This window comes from Amycolatopsis sp. NPDC051102 (genome assembly GCF_040682815.1).
Classification (GTDB): Bacteria; Actinomycetota; Actinomycetes; order Mycobacteriales; family Pseudonocardiaceae; genus Amycolatopsis.
Window position 1 is genome coordinate 225467 of the sequence record NZ_JBFBBT010000002.1, and the last position, 19839, is coordinate 245305.

Here is a 19839-nt window from a genome sequence, read left to right on the forward strand (position 1 = left end):
CAAAATCAATAATAAACATCTGTACTGTTATCCTGTGGTTTCTATCCTCCTTTGGGGGCGTTGTTTTTACCTCCTACCACCACCCCCCCACCCCCCCCCCGACGCTCACGGGACCGGCGCGAACCCCGACGGGCGGGCGGTGAACGTGCCGCGGCCCTGGGTGCGGCTCCGCAGCCGGTTCGCGTAGCCGAACAGCTCCGCCACCGGGACCGTCGCCGTCACCACGGCCGTGCCCGAGCGCACCGCCGACCCCGCCACCCGGCCGCGCCGGGCCGCCAGGTCGCCGAGCACGACGCCGACCGCGTCGGCCGGGACGGTCACCACGACCTCGGCGACCGGTTCGAGCAGCCGCAGGACCGACGCGCGCAGCGCTTCCCGCAACCCGAGCCGGCCCGCCGTCCGGAACGCCAGGTCCGACGAGTCCTTCGGGTGCGTCGCGCCGTCGGTCAGCGTCACGCGCAGGCCCGTCACCGGGTGGCCGCCCAGCGGTCCCTCCGCCAGGGCGTCCCGGCAGCCGGCCTCGACCGCGCGGACGTACTCGCGCGGCACCCGGCCACCGACGACCGCCGAGGCGAACTCGAACCCTTCGGCGGCCGGCGAGACGTCCAGGACCACGTGCGCGAACTGGCCCGCGCCGCCGTCCTGCTTGACGTGGCGGTAGACCAGCCCCGACACGCCGCTGACGACCGTCTCGCGGTGCGCCACCGACGGACGGCCCACCGCGACCTCGAGGCCGCGGTCCAGCCGCAGCTTCTCCACCGCCACCTCCAGGTGCAGCTCGCCCAGCCCGGACAGCACCGTCTGCCCGGTCTCCGGATCGACCCGCACGACCAGCGACGGGTCCTCCTCGGCCAGCCGGGCCAGCGCCGCCGTCAGCCGCTCGCCGTCGCCCGCGCGCCGCGGCTCAATGGCCACCGAGACCACCGGGTCCGCCGTCACCGGCGGCTCCAGCAGCACCGGCTCGCCCGGCGCGCACAGGGTGGCGCCGACGCGCGCCGCCTTCGGCCCGGCCACCGCGACGATGTCGCCGGCCACCGCGCTGTCCACTTCGGACTGCCGGTCGGCTTGCACGCGCAGCACCCGCGCGACGCGTTCGGTGCGTCCCGCGTCCGTCACCTGGTCCCCCTTCCGCAGCGTTCCGGAATAAATCCGCAGGTACGTCAGCCGTCCGGTGGCCGCCGCGACGACCTTGAACACGAGCGCGGCCAGCGGCGCGGCCGGGTCGGCGGGCCGGTCGGGCCGCACCGGCGGGACGTCCGCCGGCGACGGCAGGTACGCCACGACGGCGTCGAGCAGCGGCTCGATTCCCCGGTCGCGGTAGGCCGCGCCGCACAGCACGACCAGCCCGGCGCCACTGAGCGTCAGCTCTCGCAACGCCTTCTCCAGGGTCTCCGCCGAAATCGTGCCGGTCGCGCAGAACTCGTCCAGCGCCACCGGATGCAGCTCGGCGACGGCCTCTTCCAGCACCCGGCGTCGCCGGCGGGCCTCGGCGAGGAGGTCGTCCGGCACGTCCGCCAGCCGCAGCAGGTCGGCGACGCCGGTGAAGCCGTCCTCGCGCCCGATCGGCAGCTGCACGACCAGCGGTGCCGGGTGCAGCCGCGCCCGGATCGAGGCGACGGCGGCGTCGAGGTCGGCGCCCGCGCGGTCGAGCTTGTTGACGAACGCGATCCGCGGCACGCCGTGCCGATCCGCCTGCCGCCACACGGTTTCGCTCTGTGGTTCGACGCCCGCGACGGCGTCGAACACGGCGATGGCGCCGTCGAGCACCCGCAGCGACCGCTCGACCTCGGCGGTGAAGTCGACGTGGCCGGGGGTGTCGATGAGGGTGAGCCGGTGGCCGGCCCAGGTGCAGCTGACGGCCGCGGCGAAGATGGTGATGCCGCGGTCGCGTTCCTGCGGGTCGAAGTCGGTGACGGTGGTGCCGTCGTGGACCTCGCCGGTCTTGTGGGTGGCGCCGGTGCGGTGAAGGATCCGCTCGGTGACGGTGGTCTTGCCCGCGTCGACGTGGGCGAGGATGCCGAGGTTGCGGACGGTGGTCAGGGTGGTTCGCACAGCCGTGTCCTTTGTGGACGAAGTGATCGGGACGGCGCGATTCCCCGCGACGGCAGGCTTACTTGCGCGTCACGAAGCCCGGTGCGAGCCGCGCGGCAGGCACCGAGGACGCGAAGACACCAGGATCACCTCGGACCGCGACCGGGGAGCGACAGCGATGCGGACACGCACGGCCGGCTCCCTTCGTTCGACGCGGTGGACAGGTTCCGCCGCAGCCTAACGACACCCGCCCCCGCGGCCAACGGGTTTTCCGCCCGCCGTCCACCGTGCGGAAGGAGTCGACACGCGTGATCAGGAAGCCGACACGCGTGATCAGAGGGTCGACACGCCGCCCGGACCCCGCCGCGCTCGTGTCGTCCCTTCAATCACGCGTGTCGTCCCTTGAATCACGCGTGTTGACCGTTCGATCACGCGTGTCGGCTTGCTGATCACGGGCGTCAGGGGGTGGGCGGGGCGACCACGCGGAGCTGGAGCATGGCCGCGAACCTCGCCTCCGGGTCGGTCATGTCGAAGCCGCCGACTTCGGCGAGGCGGCGCAGGCGGTAGCGGAAGGTGTTGGGGTGGACGTGGACCGCGGCCGAGGCCGCGATGACGTCGCCGAAGGCGTCGAGCCAGGCGCGCAGCGTCTCGACGAGGTGGGCGTGGTGCTGCTCGTCGTAGGCCAGCAGCCGGGCGACCGGCCCGGTCGGGCGGTCGCCGCGGGCGGCGACCAGGTCCTGCAGCTCCAGCAGCAGCGCCTCGACGTGCACGTCGGCCAGCAGCGCGACCCGCCGGCCGGCGCCGCTGCCCGAGCGCAGCACCCGCAGCGCGCGGTCCGCGCTGTCGCGGGCTTCCGGCAGCTCGGCCGCGCTGCGCGCGAGCGGGCCGATGCCGACCACCGCCCGGACCCGGTCGCCCACCCGGTCCAGGAAGTCCTTGGCGATCCGCAGGGCGCGCCGCTCGCCGTCGGCGTCGCGGGTCACCGGCACCAGCCCGTACGCCGTGTCGCCGACTAGCGCGGCGGCGCAGCGCGGGTGCACCGCGCTCAGGTGCATCGCCAGCCCGTCGGCCAGCCGCTGCCGGTCGGCGGCGAGTTCGGCGTCGGCGGCCCCGGCCCCCAGCACCGCCAGCGCCAGCACGACGACCGGCTGGTCGGCCAGGCCGAGCCGGCTCAGCGCCTCGCGCGCGGCGGCCCCGCCTTCGAGGGCCGTGCTGAGCAGGTCCGCGCGCAGCCGCCGTTCGACGTCGGCACCGGCCCGGACGCGCAGCAGATGCAGCGCCACCAGCCGGGCCGCGTCGCAGAGCGCCTGCGTCCGGTCGGTGGTCAGCGGCTCGTGCACCGCCGCCCAGATCGAGCCGAGGATTTCGTCGCCCGCGCGGACCGCGACGGCCACCCGCAGCAGCTTCAGCCCCTCGAGGCCCTCGCCGAGCAGGTCGACGTACACCGGCTGGTCGGTGCGGTAGAGCTCGCGGAACACCCCGCGGTCGGCCAGCACGCGGGCGTACCGCTCGGGCACCTGCCGGCCGAGGATGGTCTCGACGCGCGAGCCGTCGGCTTCGTCCTGCCGGCCCGAGAACGCCAGCACGCGGGACCGCCGGTCCTCGATGGTGACCGGGGCGTCGATGAGCGCGGCGATCGCGTTGGCCACGGCGAACAGGTCACCCGACGGCAGCCCGGCGAGGGTCTCCGGCTGCGCGTCGCCGACGTCGCCCTCGGCCAGCAGCGACCGCAGCATGGCGGCGAGCTGGGCCCAGGACGCGCCGCGGGCCAGGCTCAGCAGGGCGACGCCGGTTTCCTCGACGGCGGCGGTGATCGCCGCGGTCACCGTGACCGGCGCCCGCAGCACCAGCCCGGCGGCGTCGTGGCGGGCCAGGGTCCGCAGCTGCCGCACGACCTCGTCCGGCTCGGCGAGGCCGACCCCCAGCACCAGGGCGTGCTGCGGCAGCGCAGGTTCGTCGAGGGGGTCGTGGATGGCGACGCCGCCGATGCCGCCCGGGCGGTCGCCGTCGCCGAGGACCAGGTCCAGGAGGGTGCCGCCCAGGTCGTCGAGGACGCGGCCGAGGCTGGCGTGCGGGCGCAGGTTCACCGAAACGAGCACCTCCCGAAGCTAGGCGCGACGCCGTCAGCCTAGTTCGTCGCCGGGGACGAAATCAGCCTTCGACTTCGTCCCGGGCGACGAACTCCTCCGGTCGGGGGATGGGCCCCGAGCCCGCAGCTAGCTCAGCTTCGCCGCCACGTTGTACGCCTCCACCAGCAGTTTCGCGTTCGGCACCCGCCGCCGCGGCTCGACGCGGATGGTGCGGCTCTCCCCCGGCAGCAGCCAGAAGTAGTTGTCGCCGTAGCGGGTCGGCAGCACGCGGTCCGTGCCGTTGCGTTCCCGCAGCGACAGCCGGATCATCGCCGCGACCGTCCGGCCGTCGTTGCGGACCGTCGCGGTGTAGGCGTCGCCGTCGGGCCGCAGGGACGTGGTCAGGCGCGCGCCCGGGAGCTGGTTGAGCGCCCGCATCGCCGTGTCCGTGCGGTACCGCCAGTACGTGTTCTCCGACAGCACCGTGCCGCGGCCGTCGGTCAGGGTCAGCCGCAGCAGGTGCAGGTCCGGGAGACCGTCGTCGAACGGCACCGTGAACGCGTCGCCGGCCGAAACCGGAGCCACTTCGAGCTTCTGCTGCCGGGCCTGGCCGAGCGCCGCACCGTCGAGGCCGTACAGCCGCGCGGTGGCGGTGACACCGCTGAGCGCCGACGGCGTGTGGTTGACCACGCGCACCTGCCACGTCGTCAGATCGGCTTGGACGTGCCGGGCTTCGCAGCCCTTGCGAGCGCCGTAGTAACTGCCGTTGACGTCGAGGTCGTAGTCGTAGGTCTGCCAGACCGTGCTGTGCCAGGCCGGGTGCGACATCCACAGCAGCACGCCGGTCGCGTCGTTCCACAGCTTCGCGTTCCACGCCTCGAAGATCGCGCGCATGCTCTCGTAGTTGACGAACTGCGCCTTGCGGCAGAACTCGGCCAGGCTCGTCGACGGCGCCAGCCGCGCGTCGATCGCCGCCAGGTAGCTCTGCGGCGACTGGTTGCCGTTCGTGGACCAGTCGTGCAGGAACCACGGCGCGCCGATCGGCCAGCCGGGGTCACCGGCCCCGACCAGGTTGCGCATGCTTTCCACGACCGACACCGTCGGCAGCCCGATCTCGCTCCAGAACCCGTACTTGCCGCCGGTCGCCTCCCCGGTGAAGTACCGCTTCGGGTCCTGCCAGTAGTACGGCCCGTCGCCGGTGATCACGCCGCCCGCCGAGTTGCCCTGATAGAGCAGGTCGGTTTGCGCGTGGACGATGTCGCGCAGCGCGTTGTCGATCGCCGGCGGCGGCGTGCCCTCGTTGCAGCCGAACCAGACCGTCGCGCAGGCGTGGTGGCGGTAGCGCAGCACGGTGTCCTGGGCCTGGGCCAGGAAGATGTCGTGGTTGGCCGGGTCGGTGGACCAGCCGTCCCAGAATTCGTTCCACAGCAGGATCCCGTACTTGTCGCAGGCGTCGAACAGCTCCGGCCGGTACGACGAGCCGACCCAGTTGCGGATCAGCGTGAAGTTCATGTCGCGGTGCATCGCGACGACGGCGTCGGCCCGCTCGGCCGGCATCCGGCGCAGCAGCTCGTCCCAGCCCCAGCTGCCGCCGCGGGCGAAGATCTTGACGCCGTTGACGAGGAACGTCAGCGGCTTCGGGCTGTTGTCGACCGAGGCGGCGTCGGTCCAGGTGTCGCCGTCCTGTGACACCTGGATCTTGAAGGTCGCCGCGTACGCGGTTTCCCAGGTCAGCACGACGCGGTCGAACGCCGTCGCGGCGCCGAGGTCGACCTGCAGCCACTGGTTGTCGCTGTACTCGGACGTCCAGCGCGTGTTCGGGTCGCCGTCGAAGGCGCGTTCGGGCGGGTTGCCGTCGGCCACCGACGACGAACCGGCCGGCTTGCCCTGGGCCAGGTCGGGCCCGGAGCCGTTCAGCACGGCCATCGTCCAGAGCGAGAAGCCCCAGCCGGTGGCCCGCTTGAGGCCCTGCATGCGGACGAACCGGGCGTTCTGCGGCGCGAGTTCGACGGTCTGGGTGGCGCGGCCGCTGTCGATCACGATGGGCAGGTCGTACCGGTAGCCGATCTCGCGCAGGCCGATCCTGACGGTCCGGCGGTCGCTCGTGGCGGCGCCGATCGCCGCGGTCAGCGTCAGGTCGTAGAGGTTCGGCTCGCCGTAACCGTTGGGCCACCACAGCTTCGCGTCGCCGATCCGCTGCTGCGGGAAGACGACGTCGGTGGTCTGCCCGGCGGGGACGGTGACCGTGCTCGACACGGTCACCGGGCCGAAGGCGGCGGTGACCTTGACGCGCTGGGCGGTCGCGGCGGCGTTGCGCACCGGGACGGTCAGCGTCACCTCGGCAGTCTTCGCGTCCGGCACCTTCGTGTCGACGCGGACGTCGCCGAGCACGGCGGCGCCGGTGGAGCGCAGGCGCACGTGGTCCCAGAGGCCGGCCGCGCGGTCGCGCACCGCGGGCATCCAGTCCCAGCCGGAGACGGCCAGGTAGGTCGGCGAGTTCTCGAACATCGTGCCGCCGGCGTCGACCCAGGAGCTGCCGTTCGACCCCTTGTCGCCGGGGCTGCCGGGCTTGGGCATCGGCGCGACTTCCACGGCGAGCACCTGCTCGCCGGTGCGGCGCAGCGCGGCGGTGACGTCGTGGACGCCGCGGCCGAACGGGTGGCTCTGCGTGGCGATCTCGGCGCCGTTGAGCCAGATCCGCGCCTCGTGGTTGACGCCGTCGAACTCGAGCCAGATGTGCCGCCCGGGCGAGGTGTCGAGGCCGCGCGGGAGGGTGAAGCGGCGGCGGTACCACCACGCGTGGCGGGAGAGCGCTTCCGGGACGTGCAGGTTGTTCATCCCGAACACCGGGTCGGGCAGCTGCCCCTGCTCGACGAGCGAGGCCAGCACGGTGCCGGGGACGGTCGCCGGCAGCCAGCCGCGGGTGTCCACGCCGGCCCCGGAAAGCGCCCGGCCGTCACCGGTGGGCGCCCAGTCGTCCATCGTGAGCACCCAGCCGGACTCGAGCGGCACGGTGCCGTCGGCCGCCACGGCGAGCGCGGGCGGGTTGTCGTCCGGGCGCACCGGGAAGCTCGTCCAGCCGCGGACGGCGGGCCGGGCGCCGCGGCTGGTGCCGAAGACCTGGAAGCCGTTGAGCCCCAGCGGGTTGGCCGTCGAGCGGCGGCCGGCGGTGAACCGGACCCAGCGCGCGGTGACGGCCAGCGGGATGGTGACGACGCCGCCGGTGCCCTGGTCGGCGTGGTGGACGGTGCGCCAGGCCTTGCCGTCGCCGGAGACGTCGAGGTCGAACGCCGTCGCGTAGCTGGACTGGACCTCGAAGCCGCTGGTGTGGCTGCGGGACGCGCCGGCGTCGAAGGCCGGGTCGCCGGGCTGCGCCTCGAAGGTGAGGACGACGGACTCGATCGCGCACGCCGCCTGCAGGTCGACGACGATCCACTGGCCGTCGCCCTGGGCGGCGCGCCAGCCGGAGCCGCGGACGCCGACCTCGGCGAGGCCGTCGACGGCGAACTCGGCCGGGGTGGCGGCGTAGTCGGTCGAGGACACCTGCACCGGCCGGAACAGCGCGAGGTCGGTCCGGCGGCTTTCCGGTCCGGCTCCCGGGGTCCCGGCGGCTTCCGCGGCCGCCGCGGTGCCGGGCAGGACGGCGGCGAGGCCGAACCCGGCCAGCAGCCCGGTCCCGGCGGCCAGGACGTGCCGCCGCGATACCCGCTCGATCTTTTCCGCCATGCGAACTCCGTTCTCGAAGCGGCAGCCCGGGAGCCGGCGCACGACCTGGCGGGTGTCGCACCGCGGGCTGACAACGTTGCCAGGAAGCTTCCGCCGCGGCCGTCGGAACCGTCAAGAAGACAAGGAGGACAAGAATTCGGAAAAATGACATCGATGTCGGCGAGACGGCTCGTCGTGCCCCGGTGAGCGAAACGGGTTAATGTTGCAACGTATTTGCAACGAAGTGTCGGAGGTAATGGTGGTCCAGGTCGAACGCACGGTCACGGTGAGCACGCCGATCGGCCCGGTGGCGCAGTACCTGGCGGACTTCGCGCACACCGAGGAATGGGACCCGGGGACGATCTCGTGCATCCGCAAGGACCGGGGCCCGATCGAGGTGGGCACGCGGTGGCACAACGTCTCGGAGTTCCGCGGCCGCCGGACGGAGCTGGAGTACCGGCTGACGCACCGCTCCCCGGGCCGGGTGACGTTCGTCGGGAACAACAAGACGGTGACGTCGACGGACGACTTCGAGCTGACGTCCGGCCCGGCCGGCACGACGGTCCGCTACCAGGCGACGCTCGAGTTCCACGGCTGGGCGAAGCTCGCGGCACCGCTGTTGAAGCGCGAGTTCGAGCGGCTGGGCGACGAGGTGGCGCCGGCGCTGAGCCGGGAGCTGGCCGCATTGGGCTGAGCGGCGGGCGGGCTGAACGGGGGTGCCCGGCTCAGGCGGCCGGGGGCTCGGAGCCGTGCGGTCGCCGAGCGGCGGGCAGGCGCTGGCAGGTGCTCAGCTCAAGCGACCCGCGACCCGGAGCCAGGCGGTCGCCGAGCGGCGGCTGCGGCCAAGGGCGGCCGCGTCAAGCTGCGCGGTCCAGGCTGAAGCAGCCGCACGCCGGGTCTCCGGCCGGACCCGTTCCAGCGTGAAATCAGCCCGCGTCCGGCCGCGGCAAGGCCCCGTTGCCGCTACTCCTGGGCGTGCTCGAGCGCCAGTTCCATCGCCGAATTCAGGTCGTTCACCCGAGGGAAGCCGCGGTCGCCCAGGTGGTCCCAGCCCGGGCCCGCCGTGCCGACCGGGCAGCCCAGGTCGCGGATGCGGGCCGCCAGGAGGTCGTCGGCGGTCGGGGGTGTCTTCGACCAGAGCAGGACCAGGACCGGGTCGAGGCGGGCCGCCAGGTCCGCCACCGTCTCCGCCGGGACCAGCTGGCCCAGGTACGCCACCGGGACCCCCGCCTCGGCCAGCGTCGCCCGCAGGGCCTCCATCGGCAGCGAATGCCGCTCCGCCGGGCAGCACGCCAGCAGCACCGGACGGCCCGGCACCGCCGCCGGGAACCGGCGGCTGAACCGCTCGAACGCCAGCGAAATCTCGCTCGTCAACGCCCACTCCGACGCGAAGCACACGTCGCCGCGCTGCCAGCGGTCCCCCAGGCCGCGCAGCACCGGCGCGAGGACGTCCGTCCAGGCCGCCGCCGGGCCCATCGTGCCCAGCGTTTCGTCCAGCAGCCCGGCCACCGAGGCGTACCGGAGCTCGTCCGCGGCGTCCGCCAGCTCGTCCACCCGGCGCGCCGCCGGCACCTCCGGCTCGGCGGCACCGGGCGCGCCGAACGCGGCCGCCGCGGCCTCCCGCACCGGCATCCCCCGCGCGACCAGCCGCTGCATGTGCTGCAAGCGGCGGACGTCGGCGTCGGAGTACCGGCGGTGCCGTCCGGCGCCGGCGGGCGGCCCGATCCCGTACCGCGCGCTCCAGCTGCGCAGCGTCACCGGCGACACGCCGAGCAGTTCGGCCACCTTGCCGGGCGCCCAGGCTCCTGCGACGGACGGCGCGTCGACGTTCTCGGGTTCCACCGCATCCTTTCGCTCGCGGACGGCGAACGTCCGAAGCTTAGCGACGCCAGGCCCACCTCACCGGCGACACGGCGAAGCGGCGCAGGTGGCAGCGGTCCCGGCAACTGACGCCCCGGCGTGGGCGAGCCCGCGCATCCGAGGCAAACAGCGGGAACGGCGACCATCCCGGATCACGCAAGCCGGCGAACCGAAAACCTCGGCAGGCAGGCCGGCGGCGGGGACGCGGCGGCGGGGCGATGGCCTGCCGCGTCCCCTTCGGCGCCGCCCGGCGCCGGTGATCCGGCCCGCGTCGGCCGGATCCGGCCGGCCGCGTGGTGTGGCATCCGCCGCGGCCGGCTACGTGCGGAACCCTTGCTCTGCCAAGCTATCCCACATTGCAACGGTTGTGCATCGTCTTCCCTCGGATGTCGCAGCGCGTCCGCTTTCGCGGGGCGTTTTCTCCCGCCGCCGTGGGTACGATCCGCTAGGCGCTCGAGGAGGAGGGACCCGATGACCGACGACCGCACCGTGCCCCGATTCGCCACCACGACCGACGCCGGGATCGTCACCGTCCGCTGTGCCGGCGAACTCGACCTCGGCAGCGCCGCCGTCCTCCGCGCCGCGCTGCTGGGTCCCGTCCACGCCGGCGCCCGCGGGGTGATCGCCGACCTCACGGACACCACCTTCTGCGATTCGACCGTCTTCAGCGTGCTGGCCGAGGCCTGTCGCGACGCGGCCGTGCGCAACGTGCCCTACGCCATCGCGGCGGCCGAGGGCGCCGTCCGCCGGCCGCTGCGCCTCCTCGGCCTGGACCGGTTGCTGCCGCTGCACACCTCCTCCGACGGGGCCCGCGCCGCCGTCGGCGCGTGCCCGGCCGCGGTGGTGATCCCGGAGACGCCGGTTCGCGTCTTCACGGCCCCCGCCTGGCCCTGACCGCGCAGGAGCGCCCTCCGCTCACTCGCCGTACTGCGAACCCACGCGGCACATGCCACGATCGGGTGAAGTCCCGCACGACGAGGTAGGCAGGTTGCTGGCGGTAACGAATGCGGAACGGACGGGTGCGCGGGGCCGGTGGCTCCCCGCTGCCTTCGGAGCGGTGCTGGGTGCCGCCGTCTTCCTCCTGGTCCGGACCAGTCTCACCGATGACGGCTACATCACCCTGGCGTACGCGAAGAACCTCGCCGTGCACGGCGAATGGGGCATCGTCCCCGGCTCGCCCGCCAACTCGGCGACGTCTCCCCTGAACGTCCTGCTCCTCGCCGCGCTGACCCTGGTGACGCGGGTGGCCGGCAGCCCGCACCCGGTCGTCGCGCTCGGCGTCCTCACCGTCCTGAGCGGGGCCGGGCTCGGCTGGGCGTGGCAGCGCATCGGCCGCGTGCTGGCGCTGCCGCCCGCGGCCGGGGTGCTCGGCGTCGCGCTGGTGCTGCTCAACCCGTTCGTGCTGTCCGCGATGGGGCTCGAGGTGCTGCTGATCCCGGTCGTGCTGCTGGCGCTCACGGTCTGCGCGCTCGAGGGCAGGCCGGTCTGGTTCGGCGTCGCGGGCGGCCTCGCCGTCCTGACCCGGCTCGACCTCGTCGTGTTCGTCGCGGTGATCGGGGTGAGCACGCCGGCGATCCGGCGCGGCCGGCGGGCCGCCGTGGGCCTGACCGCGCTCACGGCCGCGCCGTGGTTCCTGGTGAGCTGGCTCGCCTTCGGGTCGTTCGTGCCCGACACGCTCGTCATCAAGCAGCTGCAGGCCGGGGTGTTCGCGCCGTGGAGCTACAGCACCGGGCCGATGATGTACTACCTCGGCTGGCCGGTCACGGTGCTGGTGTCGTTCCTCCCCGCCCTGGCCGGCGTGGTCGCGCTCGCCGCCTGGGCCGCGGCGCGGTTCGCCGTGCGGTGGCCGGAGTTCCCCGCGCTCGGCCCGGTCGCCGCGCTGGCCGGCGGCGGGATCCTGCACTACGTCGCCTATTCGTTCCTCGGCGTCGGCCCGTTCCACTGGTACTACGTGGCGCCGGTGACCGCGGCGAGCACGTTCGCCGTCGCCGCCTTCGGCACCTGGTACGCCCAGGCGCGCGAGCGGACGGCGTGGCGGACCGGGCCGCCGGTGCTGGCGCTCGGGCTCACCGGCGTGCTGGCGCTGAGCGCCGCCGCGGTCGACGCCGCGCAGGGACTGCCGTGGCCGTCGCCGGTGGTCTTCGGGAACTGGGCGAGCGCGCGGGACTACGCGCGGGTGGGGACCGAACTCGGCTCCCGGCTGCACGGCGCGAGCGTCGCCAGCCCCGGCGAGATCGGCACCCTCGCCTACTACTGCGAGTGCGCGATCATCGACGAGTTCTCCGACCGCGGCCACGCCGTGGAGCTGATCGAAAAGCGGATCCGGCTGGCCAACCCGGTGATGAGCCTGGCGCTGCGGGTCAACTACCACTGGCTGGACACGTCGGTGCCGCCGCGGCGGCCGGACTACCGGCTGCAGTACGGCTCGGGTCCGGCGACCGGACCGGACAGCTGGCCGGTCCGGTCCGCGGCGAAGGGCGACGGCCACTTCACCCTCCAGCCGGGGCCGTGACGGAAAACTCGCCGGATTCCCCGGGATGCCAGACTGCGCAGCGGCCGGGAAAGGCCATAGGGTTCGCATCATGAAGGTCGGCCTGCTCACCCGCGAATACCCGCCGGAGGTCTACGGCGGCGCCGGGGTCCACGTTGAGTTCCTCGCCCGGGAGTTGCGGCCGCTGGTCGATCTCGACGTCCACTGCTGGGGCGCGGACCGCGCCGACGCCACCGGGCACACCGATCCGCACGGCTACCGCCAGCCCGCGTTCACGACCATGGACATCGCGGTGTCCATGGCGAACGCCCTCGAAGGCCACGACCTCGCGCACAGCCACACCTGGTACGCGAACCTCGCCGGGCACCTGGCGAAGATGACGCACGGCATCCCGCACGTCGTCACCGCGCACTCGCTGGAACCGCTGCGGCCGTGGAAGGCCGAACAGCTCGGCGGCGGCTACCGCGTCTCGTCGTGGATCGAGCGCGAGGCCTACGAAGCCGCGGACGCGATCGTCGCGGTCAGCGGCGGGATGCGCCGGGACGTCCTCGCCGCCTACCCCGCGGTGCCGCCCGAGCGCGTGCACGTGATCCACAACGGCATCGACACCACGCTCTACCGCCCCGACCCGGGCACCGACGCGCTGGCCAAGCACGGCATCGACCCGGACCGGCCGTACGTGCTGTTCGTCGGCCGGATCACCCGGCAGAAGGGCGTCCCGCACCTCGTGCGAGCCGGCGCGGACCTCGACCCGGGCGTCCAGCTGGTGCTGTGCGCGGGCGGGGCCGACACCCCCGAGCTCGACGCGGAGTTCCGCGGCCTGGTCGCCGACCTCGAGAAGACGCGCACCGGCGTCCGCTGGATCCCGGAGATGCTGCCGCGGAACGAGGTCGTGCAGCTGCTCACCCACGCCGCGGTGTTCGCCTGCCCGTCGGTCTACGAGCCGCTCGGCATCGTGAACCTGGAGGCGATGGCGTGCGGCACCCCGGTGGTGGCCAGCGACGTCGGCGGCATCCCGGAGGTCGTCGACGACGGCCGGACCGGGCTGCTGGTGCACTACGACGACCAGGACGCGCAGGCGTTCGAGGCGGGCCTGGCCGCCGCGCTGAACGAGGTGGTGGGCTCCCCGGACCGGGCCGCCGCGATGGGTACCGCCGGCCGCGAGCGCGCGGTCGGCGAGTTCGGCTGGAAGGCGATCGCCGAGCGGACGGTCGCCCTCTACGAGGCGTGCGGGAGGTCGCTGTGAACAGCGAATGCCATGTCCTGGGCATCGTGCTCGCGGGCGGGGAGGGCAAGCGCCTGATGCCGCTGACGGCGGACCGGGCGAAACCGGCGGTGCCCTTCGGCGGCACCCACCGGCTGATCGACTTCGTGCTCTCCAACCTGGTGCACGGCGGGATCCGGCGGTTGTGCGTGCTGACGCAGTACAAGTCGCACTCGCTCGACCGGCACATCTCGACGACGTGGCGGCTGTCGTCGCTGACCGGCGAGTACGTCACGCCGGTGCCGGCCCAGCAGCGGCTCGGCCCGCGCTGGTACCAGGGCAGCGCCGACGCCATCCACCAGAGCCTCAACCTGGTCCACGACGAGAACCCCGAGTACATCGCGGTGTTCGGCGCGGACAACATCTACCGGATGGATCCGCGCCAGATGCTGGACGCGCACATCTCCTCCGGCGCGGGCGTCACCGTCGCCGGCATCCGGGTCCCGCGGAAGGAAGCGAGCTCGTTCGGGGTCATCCGGACCACCGACGGGCTGATGATCGACGCCTTCATGGAGAAGCCCGCGGACCCGCCGGGCCTGCCGGACTCGCCCGAAGAGGCCTACGTGTCCATGGGCAACTACATCTTCACCACGAAGGTGATGCTGGAAGCCCTGTACGCCGACGCCGAAAACGCCGCGTCCCACCACGACATGGGCCGCGACATCATCCCGGCGCTGGTCAGGTCGGGCGAAGCCGCCGTCTACGACTTCAACACCAACGTCGTGCCCGGCGAAACCGAACGCGACCACGGCTACTGGCGCGACGTCGGGACCATCGACAGCTACTACGACGCGCACACCGACCTGATCTCGACGCACCCGATCTTCAACCTCTACAACCGGCGGTGGCCGATCCTCGCCCACCCCGGCCAGCGCGCGGCGGCGAAGTTCGTCGAAGGCGGCTCCGCGAACCAGTCGATCGTCAGCAACGGCTGCATCATCTCCGGCGCGCAGGTCGTCGACTCGGTGCTCTCCCCCGACGTCATCGTCGAACAGGGCGCGGTGGTGCAGGGTTCGGTGCTGCTCGACGGCGCCCGCGTCGGCCGCGGCGCGGTGGTGCGGCGGGCGATCCTGGACAAGAACGTCGTGGTCCCGCCCGGCGCGCACATCGGCGTCGACCTGGCCCGCGACCGCGGGCACTACCACGTCAGCGAGGGCGGCATAGTCGTGCTGGGCAAGGGGGAACGGGCGATCTGAGCCGGCCGGGCGCTCAGGAGCGGGCGGCCGCCGAAATCCGCTCGACGACCTGCCGCGGGTCGATCCCCCAGCGCTCGGCCAGTTCCGAGATCGACGCGCCGGCCGCGTGTTCGGCGGCGATCATGCTGTTCACGGTGCCGGCCAAAGCTCACTCCTCAAGCGCGGATGCACGTGCACCCGGGATGCTACATGTTCACTGCGGACGTCGAACGAAGTGCCGCACGTCGGCCTTCCGGTGTCCGCTCACCGCCCCGTTTTGTCCGGCTCACTGGCCGGTTCCGGCGTATTCGCCTTCGCGCGCGTCGCGCTGAACACCGCGTCGAAGATCGGCGTCGGCTCACCCTCGTCGCGCTTCGGCCGATCGTCCCCCGGCTTGCGCCTTTCCTCTCCCACGCGCCCAGTTTCTGCGACGGCTGCCGATTTCGCTGGGGCCGTCCCGGAAAATCGCCCGCCCGGGGGATCACCCGCGCGGCGCCGATTTCCCTTTTCGGCGGCGGCGAAAAGCCAATTACCGGGGTTGATTTCCCACTGTGCCGGGAATAACCGCGGTATCCGCGGGATTGCACCGGTCATGAAAGCAGTCGTCTACCGCCAGTACGGCGGTCCCGAGGTCCTGACGCCGACCGAACGGCCCGTCGCGGACCCGGGGCCCGGCGAAGTCCGCGTCCGGATCGTGGTGTCCGCGGTCAACCCCACCGACTGGAAGGCGCGCAGAGGCCTGCGCGCCGAGCCGGGGGCCGAGGCACCGGAAACCGTGCCCAACCAGGACGGCGCGGGCGTGGTCGACGCGGTCGGCCCGGACGTCACCGGCTTCGCCCCCGGCGACCGCGTGTGGACGGTCATCGCCGGCGCCCACGGGCCCTTGTCCGGCACCGCGCAGGAGTACACGGTGCTCCCGCAGGAGAAGCTCGTCCGGCTGCCCGACGAGGCCGGCTTCGACGAAGGAGCCGGGTTCGGGGTCCCGGCGCTGACCGCGCACCGGGCCCTCACCGTCGCCGAAGACGGGCCGTCCCGGCTCGCCCCCGGCGCGCTCGAGGGCCGCACGGTGCTGGTCAGCGGCGGCGCGGGCGCGGTCGGCAACGCGGCGATCCAGCTCGCCCGCTGGGCCGGGGCGACGGTGGTCGCGACGGTCAGCAGCGACGAGAAGGCCGCGCTCGCCCGCGCGGCGGGCGCCCAGCACGTGCTGCGCTACCCCGACCCGGAACTCGCCGCCCGCATCCGCGAGGTCGCCCCCGGCGGCGTCGACGTGGTGGTCGAAGTCGCGGCCGGGGTCAACGCGAAGCTGCACACGGAGGTGCTGCGGCCCCGCGGCACGGTCGTGGCCTACGGCGACGACCGCGGCAGCGGAACCGTCACCCTGGACTTCCGGGCGATGCTGTGGCTGAACGCGCGCTACCAGTTCCTGGTGCTCTACACGGTGGGCGAGGACAAACTGCGCGCCGGCACCGAGGACATCACCGCCGCGTTCGCCGACGGCGCGCTGCGGCTCGACGAGGCCCACGGCGTGCCGGTCCACCGGTTCCCCCTTTCCGAAACGGCGAAAGCGCACGCCGCGTCCGAAGCCGGCGTCACCGGAAAGGTGCTGATCGACGTCACCCCGGCAGCCTGACGTCCCGGGCTCAGCCGGCGGTGATGCGGAGGCCGCGGCGCAGGGCGTCGAGCTCGTCGGCGAACATGCGGCGGGAGATTTCCGCCGTCTCCACCAGCCCGGAGCCGTGGAACGTCCCCGGGTAGTGACGCAGCTCGGCCGGCACGCCGGCGTGGGCCAGGCGCTGCGCGTAGCCGATGCCTTCGTCGCGCAAGGGGTCGAACTGGCAGGTCGTCACGAACGCCGGCGGCAGGCCGGAAAGGTCGGTGGCGCGGGCCGGCGCGGCGTAGGGCGACACGTCGTCGCCGCCCGGCTCGGCGCCGAGGTAGCTCGTCCAGCTGTACACGGCGTTCGGCCGGTTCCAGATCGGCGTGTCGGTGTAGGCGCGCATCGACGGCGTGTCGAGCCGGTCGTCCAGCTCCGGGATGCCGAGGTACTGGAAGCACAGCGCCGGGCCGCCGCGGTCGCGGGCCAGCAGGGCGACCGCGGCGGCGAGACCGCCACCGGCGCTCTCCCCGGCCACGCCGAGCCGGGCCGGGTCGACGCCCAGTTCGTCCGCCTTCGCCGCGACCCAGTTCAAGGCCGCGTAGCAGTCCTCGACCGGCGCCGGGAACGGGTGCTCGGGGGCCAGCCGGTAGTCCACCGACACGATCACGATCCCCAGCTCGTCGACCAGGCGCAGCACGTGCGCGTCGAAGGTGTCGAGGTCGCCCATGACGAAGCCGCCGCCGTGGATGTACAGCAGCCCGGGCGCCGGCGCGGTGCGGTTCGCCGGCGCGTAGACGCGCACGGGGACGTCCGGGGCGTCGGACGGCCCGGGCACGGCGGTGTCGCGGACGTCGACGGGGTGCTGCGATTCGTAGGCGGGCAGGACTTCGCCGAGCTGCGCCATCGAGGAACGCGCGGCCAGCAGGGACTCGTGGTCGGTGAGGGTCACGGCCGGGAGCATGTCCAGCCAGGGCAGCAGCTCGGGATCGATCGCGTAGGTCATGCTCCGATCATGGGCCGCCGCGGGCGCGCCCGGCCACCGCCAGGCGGCGGGCGTTGCCGGGCCGACCCTCGCCATCCGGCGGCGGGCGCGCCTATCGTGACGGCATGAAGGGGCTGCTGCTGAGGCTGTCCGGGCTCGACGCCGACGCCGAAAACGCCGTGCGGGTCATCGGGTTCTTCGACCGCCTGATCGCCGGCCGCGCCGGCCTGGACGCCTTGGTGCGCAGCACGGCGGGCCTCGCCGGCTGCCCGGTCGGCGTGCACGCCCCCGGCGAGGGGCTCTCGCTGCGCGCGTCACCGGGATCCGACGTCGTGACGCCGGGCGCGGCACCCCCGGGGGCGGCGGTGCGGACCCTGGAGGGCGGCGTGGTCGTGTGGGTGGCCCGGGCGGGCGCGCCGGTCCCGCTCGACGACATGCTCCTGGAACGGTTCGCGATCGCGGCCGCGATCCTGCTGGAGCACTCCGGCGTCCCGCGTCCCGAGCTCGGCGACCCGGCGCTGGTCGAGCTGGCGCTGTCCGAGGACGCCGGCACGGCGGAGCGGTCACGAGCCCTGCACCTGCTCGGCTTCGGCCCGGCAACCCGGTTGCGCGTGCTGGCGGGCACGGGCGTCGACGCACTCGCGGGCCGTTCGGCGCGGCTCGGCGGGGTGCGGGTGGTGTTGCTGCCGGGCGAGGTGCCGTCGCTGCCGGACGCCGCCCGGGCGGGCATCGGCCCGGAGCGCCCGGCGATCGAGGCACCCCGCTCCTGGGCGGCGGCCCGCACGGCGCTGCGGTTCACGGCGGCGGCGGAGCCGGTGGTGTGGTGGGAGCGGCTGGGCGGGCTGGCGGCATTGGCGGGCAAGCTGGACACGGCGGAGCTGGCCGAGCAGCCGGACGTCCGCGGGCTCGACCGCCTGGCGGCGGAGCCCCACGGCACGGACACGCTGGCGGCCCTGGACGCGCTGTGCGCAACGGGATCGGCCCGGAAGGCGGCGGCGGTGCTGCACCGCCACCACAGCACGATGCCGGCCCGGCTGGCCCGCGCGGAGGCGGTCCTGGGTTTCGAGGTGGATTCGCCGGCGGGCCGGTTCCGGCTGCACTTGGCGCTGGTGCTGCGGCGGTTGCGGGACAACGCCGAGCTGGGTTGAACGTCCTTTTTGGACTCGGTCCGAGTGTGCGGCCGCGGGGTGGGGGGCTGGCTGCGGCTTGCGCGGGTGCCCGGACGGTCGGTTCGCGTACCTGGACGGTCGGGTCGCGCACCCAGGCAGTCGGTTCGCGCACCTGGACAGCCGGGTCGCGGCTGGGCGCGGGTTCAGGTGGCCGGGGGCAGGGAGCCGCGGGCTCGGCTCACCAGGTCGTCGGCCGCGGTGGGCCAGGTCGGGTGATTGAACTCGAAGCCGGCCTTCAGCAGCCTGCCCGGGACCACCCGGCGGCTCTTCAGCAGCAGTTCCGTGTCGCTGCGGAGGACGAACGCCCCGATCTCCGCCATCCACCTCGTCGCCGGCAGGCCCACCCGTACGCCCGCCGCCGTGCGCAGGGTCCGCAGGAACTCGCCGTAGGGCAACGGTTCCGGGGCCGACAGGTTCACCGGGCCACTCACGTCTTCGCGCTCGATCAGGAACTCGATCGCCCGGGCCAGGTCGCCGTCGTGGATCCATGACATGTACTGGGCGCCGCCCGCCACCGGGCCGCCCAGGCCCAGCCTGGCCAGGCGCAGCAGCATCGTGAACGCCCCGCCCGGCTCCGGGCTCATCACCATCGCCGTGCGCAGCGCCACCTTGCGCGTGTGCGGCGTCGCCGCCAGGCGCTGCTCGCGCTCCCACGCCTTGGCGATGTCGACGCTGTAGGCCCAGTACGCGGGCACGTCCGGCTCGTCGCCGCCGAGGACGCCGGTCGTTTCATCGTTCGGCGGGCCGGACGTGTGCGCGTAGATCGTCGCCGTGCTCATCTGCAGCCAGACCCGCGGTGGTCGCGCCGCGCGCTCGATCGCGCCGCCGACCACCCGGGCCGAATCGACGCGCGAGTTCAGCATCTCGCGCAGGTTCGCCCGGGTGTACCGGCAGTTCACCGACCGGCCGGCGAGGTTCAGCACGACGTCGCTGCCGTCGATTTCCGCCGTCCACGGCCCGGCGCTCCGCCCGTCCCAGCGAACGTGGCGCACCCCCGGCTCCGGCCCGGCGGCCCGCCGCGTCAGCACGACGACCTCGTGCCCCTCCCCCGCCAGCCTGCGGCCCAGCACCCGCCCCAGATGTCCGGTGCCACCCGGAAGCACGACCTTCATGAGACCCCCTTCGCCGGAACCCACGGTACCGAAGGAATTGAACACGTTCAACTCTCACCCGATCGTTACTCATCATCCGAAGAATTGTCACGAACCGTTACGCTCCCTGAAGGACCGCCGAGGCGCCGCAGGGCGCCCTCAAGATCGAATAACGGCGGCCCGGAAGATCACGGGACAGTCACCGCCATTCGGCCGATCGGGCCAGAAAAGCCGCAGGTCACGCTCCCGCAAAGGAACTTTTTCGCGGTGAAACACGACCCCCGTGGCTCGATCCCGCGCGCGTAACACGCCCCGCCGCCGCTGACAAGGGACCTCGGACCTTCGCACTCGGGCCGGTCGCCCGAGGTGCAACCCGGCCGTGAATTCGCACACTCTTCGTGACGG

15 protein-coding genes are annotated in these 19839 nt (G+C 73.5%); 7 read left to right on the top strand and 8 right to left on the bottom strand.

The features are described 5' to 3' along the window. Positions 1-105 precede the first annotated feature (105 nt). The 3 genes from fusA to AB0M93_RS07020 form a co-directional block, all read right to left on the bottom strand. Positions 106-2052 carry an elongation factor G gene (gene fusA / locus AB0M93_RS07010; protein WP_364269288.1) on the bottom strand — a complete coding sequence of 649 codons (1947 nt, stop codon included), beginning with the start codon at positions 2050-2052 and terminating at the stop codon, positions 106-108. A gap of 437 nt (positions 2053-2489) precedes the next feature. After that, positions 2490-4130: a helix-turn-helix domain-containing protein gene (locus AB0M93_RS07015; protein WP_364269290.1), complete on the bottom strand. Its 1641-nt coding sequence runs from the start codon at positions 4128-4130 to the stop codon at positions 2490-2492. Between the two features lie 117 nt (positions 4131-4247). Beyond that, positions 4248-7826 carry a discoidin domain-containing protein gene (locus AB0M93_RS07020; protein ID WP_364269292.1) on the bottom strand — a complete coding sequence of 1193 codons (3579 nt, stop codon included), beginning with the start codon at positions 7824-7826 and terminating at the stop codon, positions 4248-4250. A gap of 223 nt (positions 7827-8049) precedes the next feature. On the opposite strand from AB0M93_RS07020, the gene AB0M93_RS07025 reads away from it, so the two are divergent. Then, positions 8050-8499 carry an SRPBCC family protein gene (locus tag AB0M93_RS07025; RefSeq protein ID WP_364269294.1) on the top strand — a complete coding sequence of 150 codons (450 nt, stop codon included), beginning with the start codon at positions 8050-8052 and terminating at the stop codon, positions 8497-8499. 269 nt (positions 8500-8768) lie between these two features. On the opposite strand, the gene AB0M93_RS07030 is transcribed toward AB0M93_RS07025, so the two are convergent. After that, the gene (locus tag AB0M93_RS07030; protein ID WP_364269296.1) at positions 8769-9647 is read right to left on the bottom strand and encodes a MerR family transcriptional regulator; all 879 of its coding nucleotides are present in this window, start codon (positions 9645-9647) and stop codon (positions 8769-8771) included. 489 nt (positions 9648-10136) lie between these two features. Between AB0M93_RS07030 and AB0M93_RS07035 the strand changes: the two genes are divergently transcribed. From AB0M93_RS07035 to glgC, 4 genes are all read left to right on the top strand, one after another. Then, the gene (locus AB0M93_RS07035) at positions 10137-10559 is read left to right on the top strand and encodes an STAS domain-containing protein (RefSeq protein ID WP_364269298.1); all 423 of its coding nucleotides are present in this window, start codon (positions 10137-10139) and stop codon (positions 10557-10559) included. 163 nt (positions 10560-10722) lie between these two features. After that, positions 10723-12177, top strand: coding sequence for a hypothetical protein (locus tag AB0M93_RS07040; RefSeq protein WP_364269300.1), 1455 nt, complete (start codon positions 10723-10725; stop codon positions 12175-12177). Between the two features lie 70 nt (positions 12178-12247). Then, a complete protein-coding gene (gene glgA / locus AB0M93_RS07045) occupies positions 12248-13402 on the top strand; it encodes a glycogen synthase (protein ID WP_364269302.1) in 1155 nt (384 codons plus the stop codon). Beyond that, positions 13399-14616 carry a glucose-1-phosphate adenylyltransferase gene (gene glgC / locus AB0M93_RS07050; RefSeq protein WP_364269304.1) on the top strand — a complete coding sequence of 406 codons (1218 nt, stop codon included), beginning with the start codon at positions 13399-13401 and terminating at the stop codon, positions 14614-14616. Before glgA ends, glgC begins: the two co-directional genes overlap by 4 nt. 13 nt (positions 14617-14629) lie before the next feature. Here glgC and AB0M93_RS07055 read toward each other — a convergent pair whose 3' ends face one another. Together AB0M93_RS07055 and AB0M93_RS07060 are read right to left on the bottom strand one after the other, a co-directional pair. Continuing rightward, entirely contained in the window at positions 14630-14761 is a 132-nt protein-coding gene (locus AB0M93_RS07055) for a hypothetical protein (RefSeq protein ID WP_364269306.1), read from the bottom strand. A 98-nt stretch (positions 14762-14859) separates the two neighbouring features. Then, positions 14860-15189 carry a hypothetical protein gene (locus tag AB0M93_RS07060; RefSeq protein WP_364269308.1) on the bottom strand — a complete coding sequence of 110 codons (330 nt, stop codon included), beginning with the start codon at positions 15187-15189 and terminating at the stop codon, positions 14860-14862. Between AB0M93_RS07060 and AB0M93_RS07065 the strand changes: the two genes are divergently transcribed. Continuing rightward, entirely contained in the window at positions 15188-16225 is a 1038-nt protein-coding gene (locus AB0M93_RS07065) for an NADPH:quinone reductase (RefSeq protein WP_364269310.1), read from the top strand. The genes AB0M93_RS07060 and AB0M93_RS07065 overlap by 2 nt on opposite strands. 10 nt (positions 16226-16235) lie before the next feature. On the opposite strand, the gene AB0M93_RS07070 is transcribed toward AB0M93_RS07065, so the two are convergent. After that, positions 16236-17195 (bottom strand): alpha/beta hydrolase, encoded by a 960-nt coding sequence (locus AB0M93_RS07070; protein WP_364269312.1) that lies wholly within the window; start codon positions 17193-17195, stop codon positions 16236-16238. A 104-nt stretch (positions 17196-17299) separates the two neighbouring features. On the opposite strand from AB0M93_RS07070, the gene AB0M93_RS07075 reads away from it, so the two are divergent. Continuing rightward, complete coding sequence (locus AB0M93_RS07075) at positions 17300-18322, top strand: helix-turn-helix domain-containing protein (protein WP_364269314.1); 1023 nt, start codon at positions 17300-17302, stop codon at positions 18320-18322. 164 nt (positions 18323-18486) lie between these two features. Here the strand turns inward: AB0M93_RS07075 and AB0M93_RS07080 are convergent, their stop codons facing one another. Continuing rightward, positions 18487-19455, bottom strand: coding sequence for a TIGR01777 family oxidoreductase (locus AB0M93_RS07080; RefSeq protein WP_364269316.1), 969 nt, complete (start codon positions 19453-19455; stop codon positions 18487-18489). Between the last annotated feature and the right edge of the window lie 384 nt (positions 19456-19839).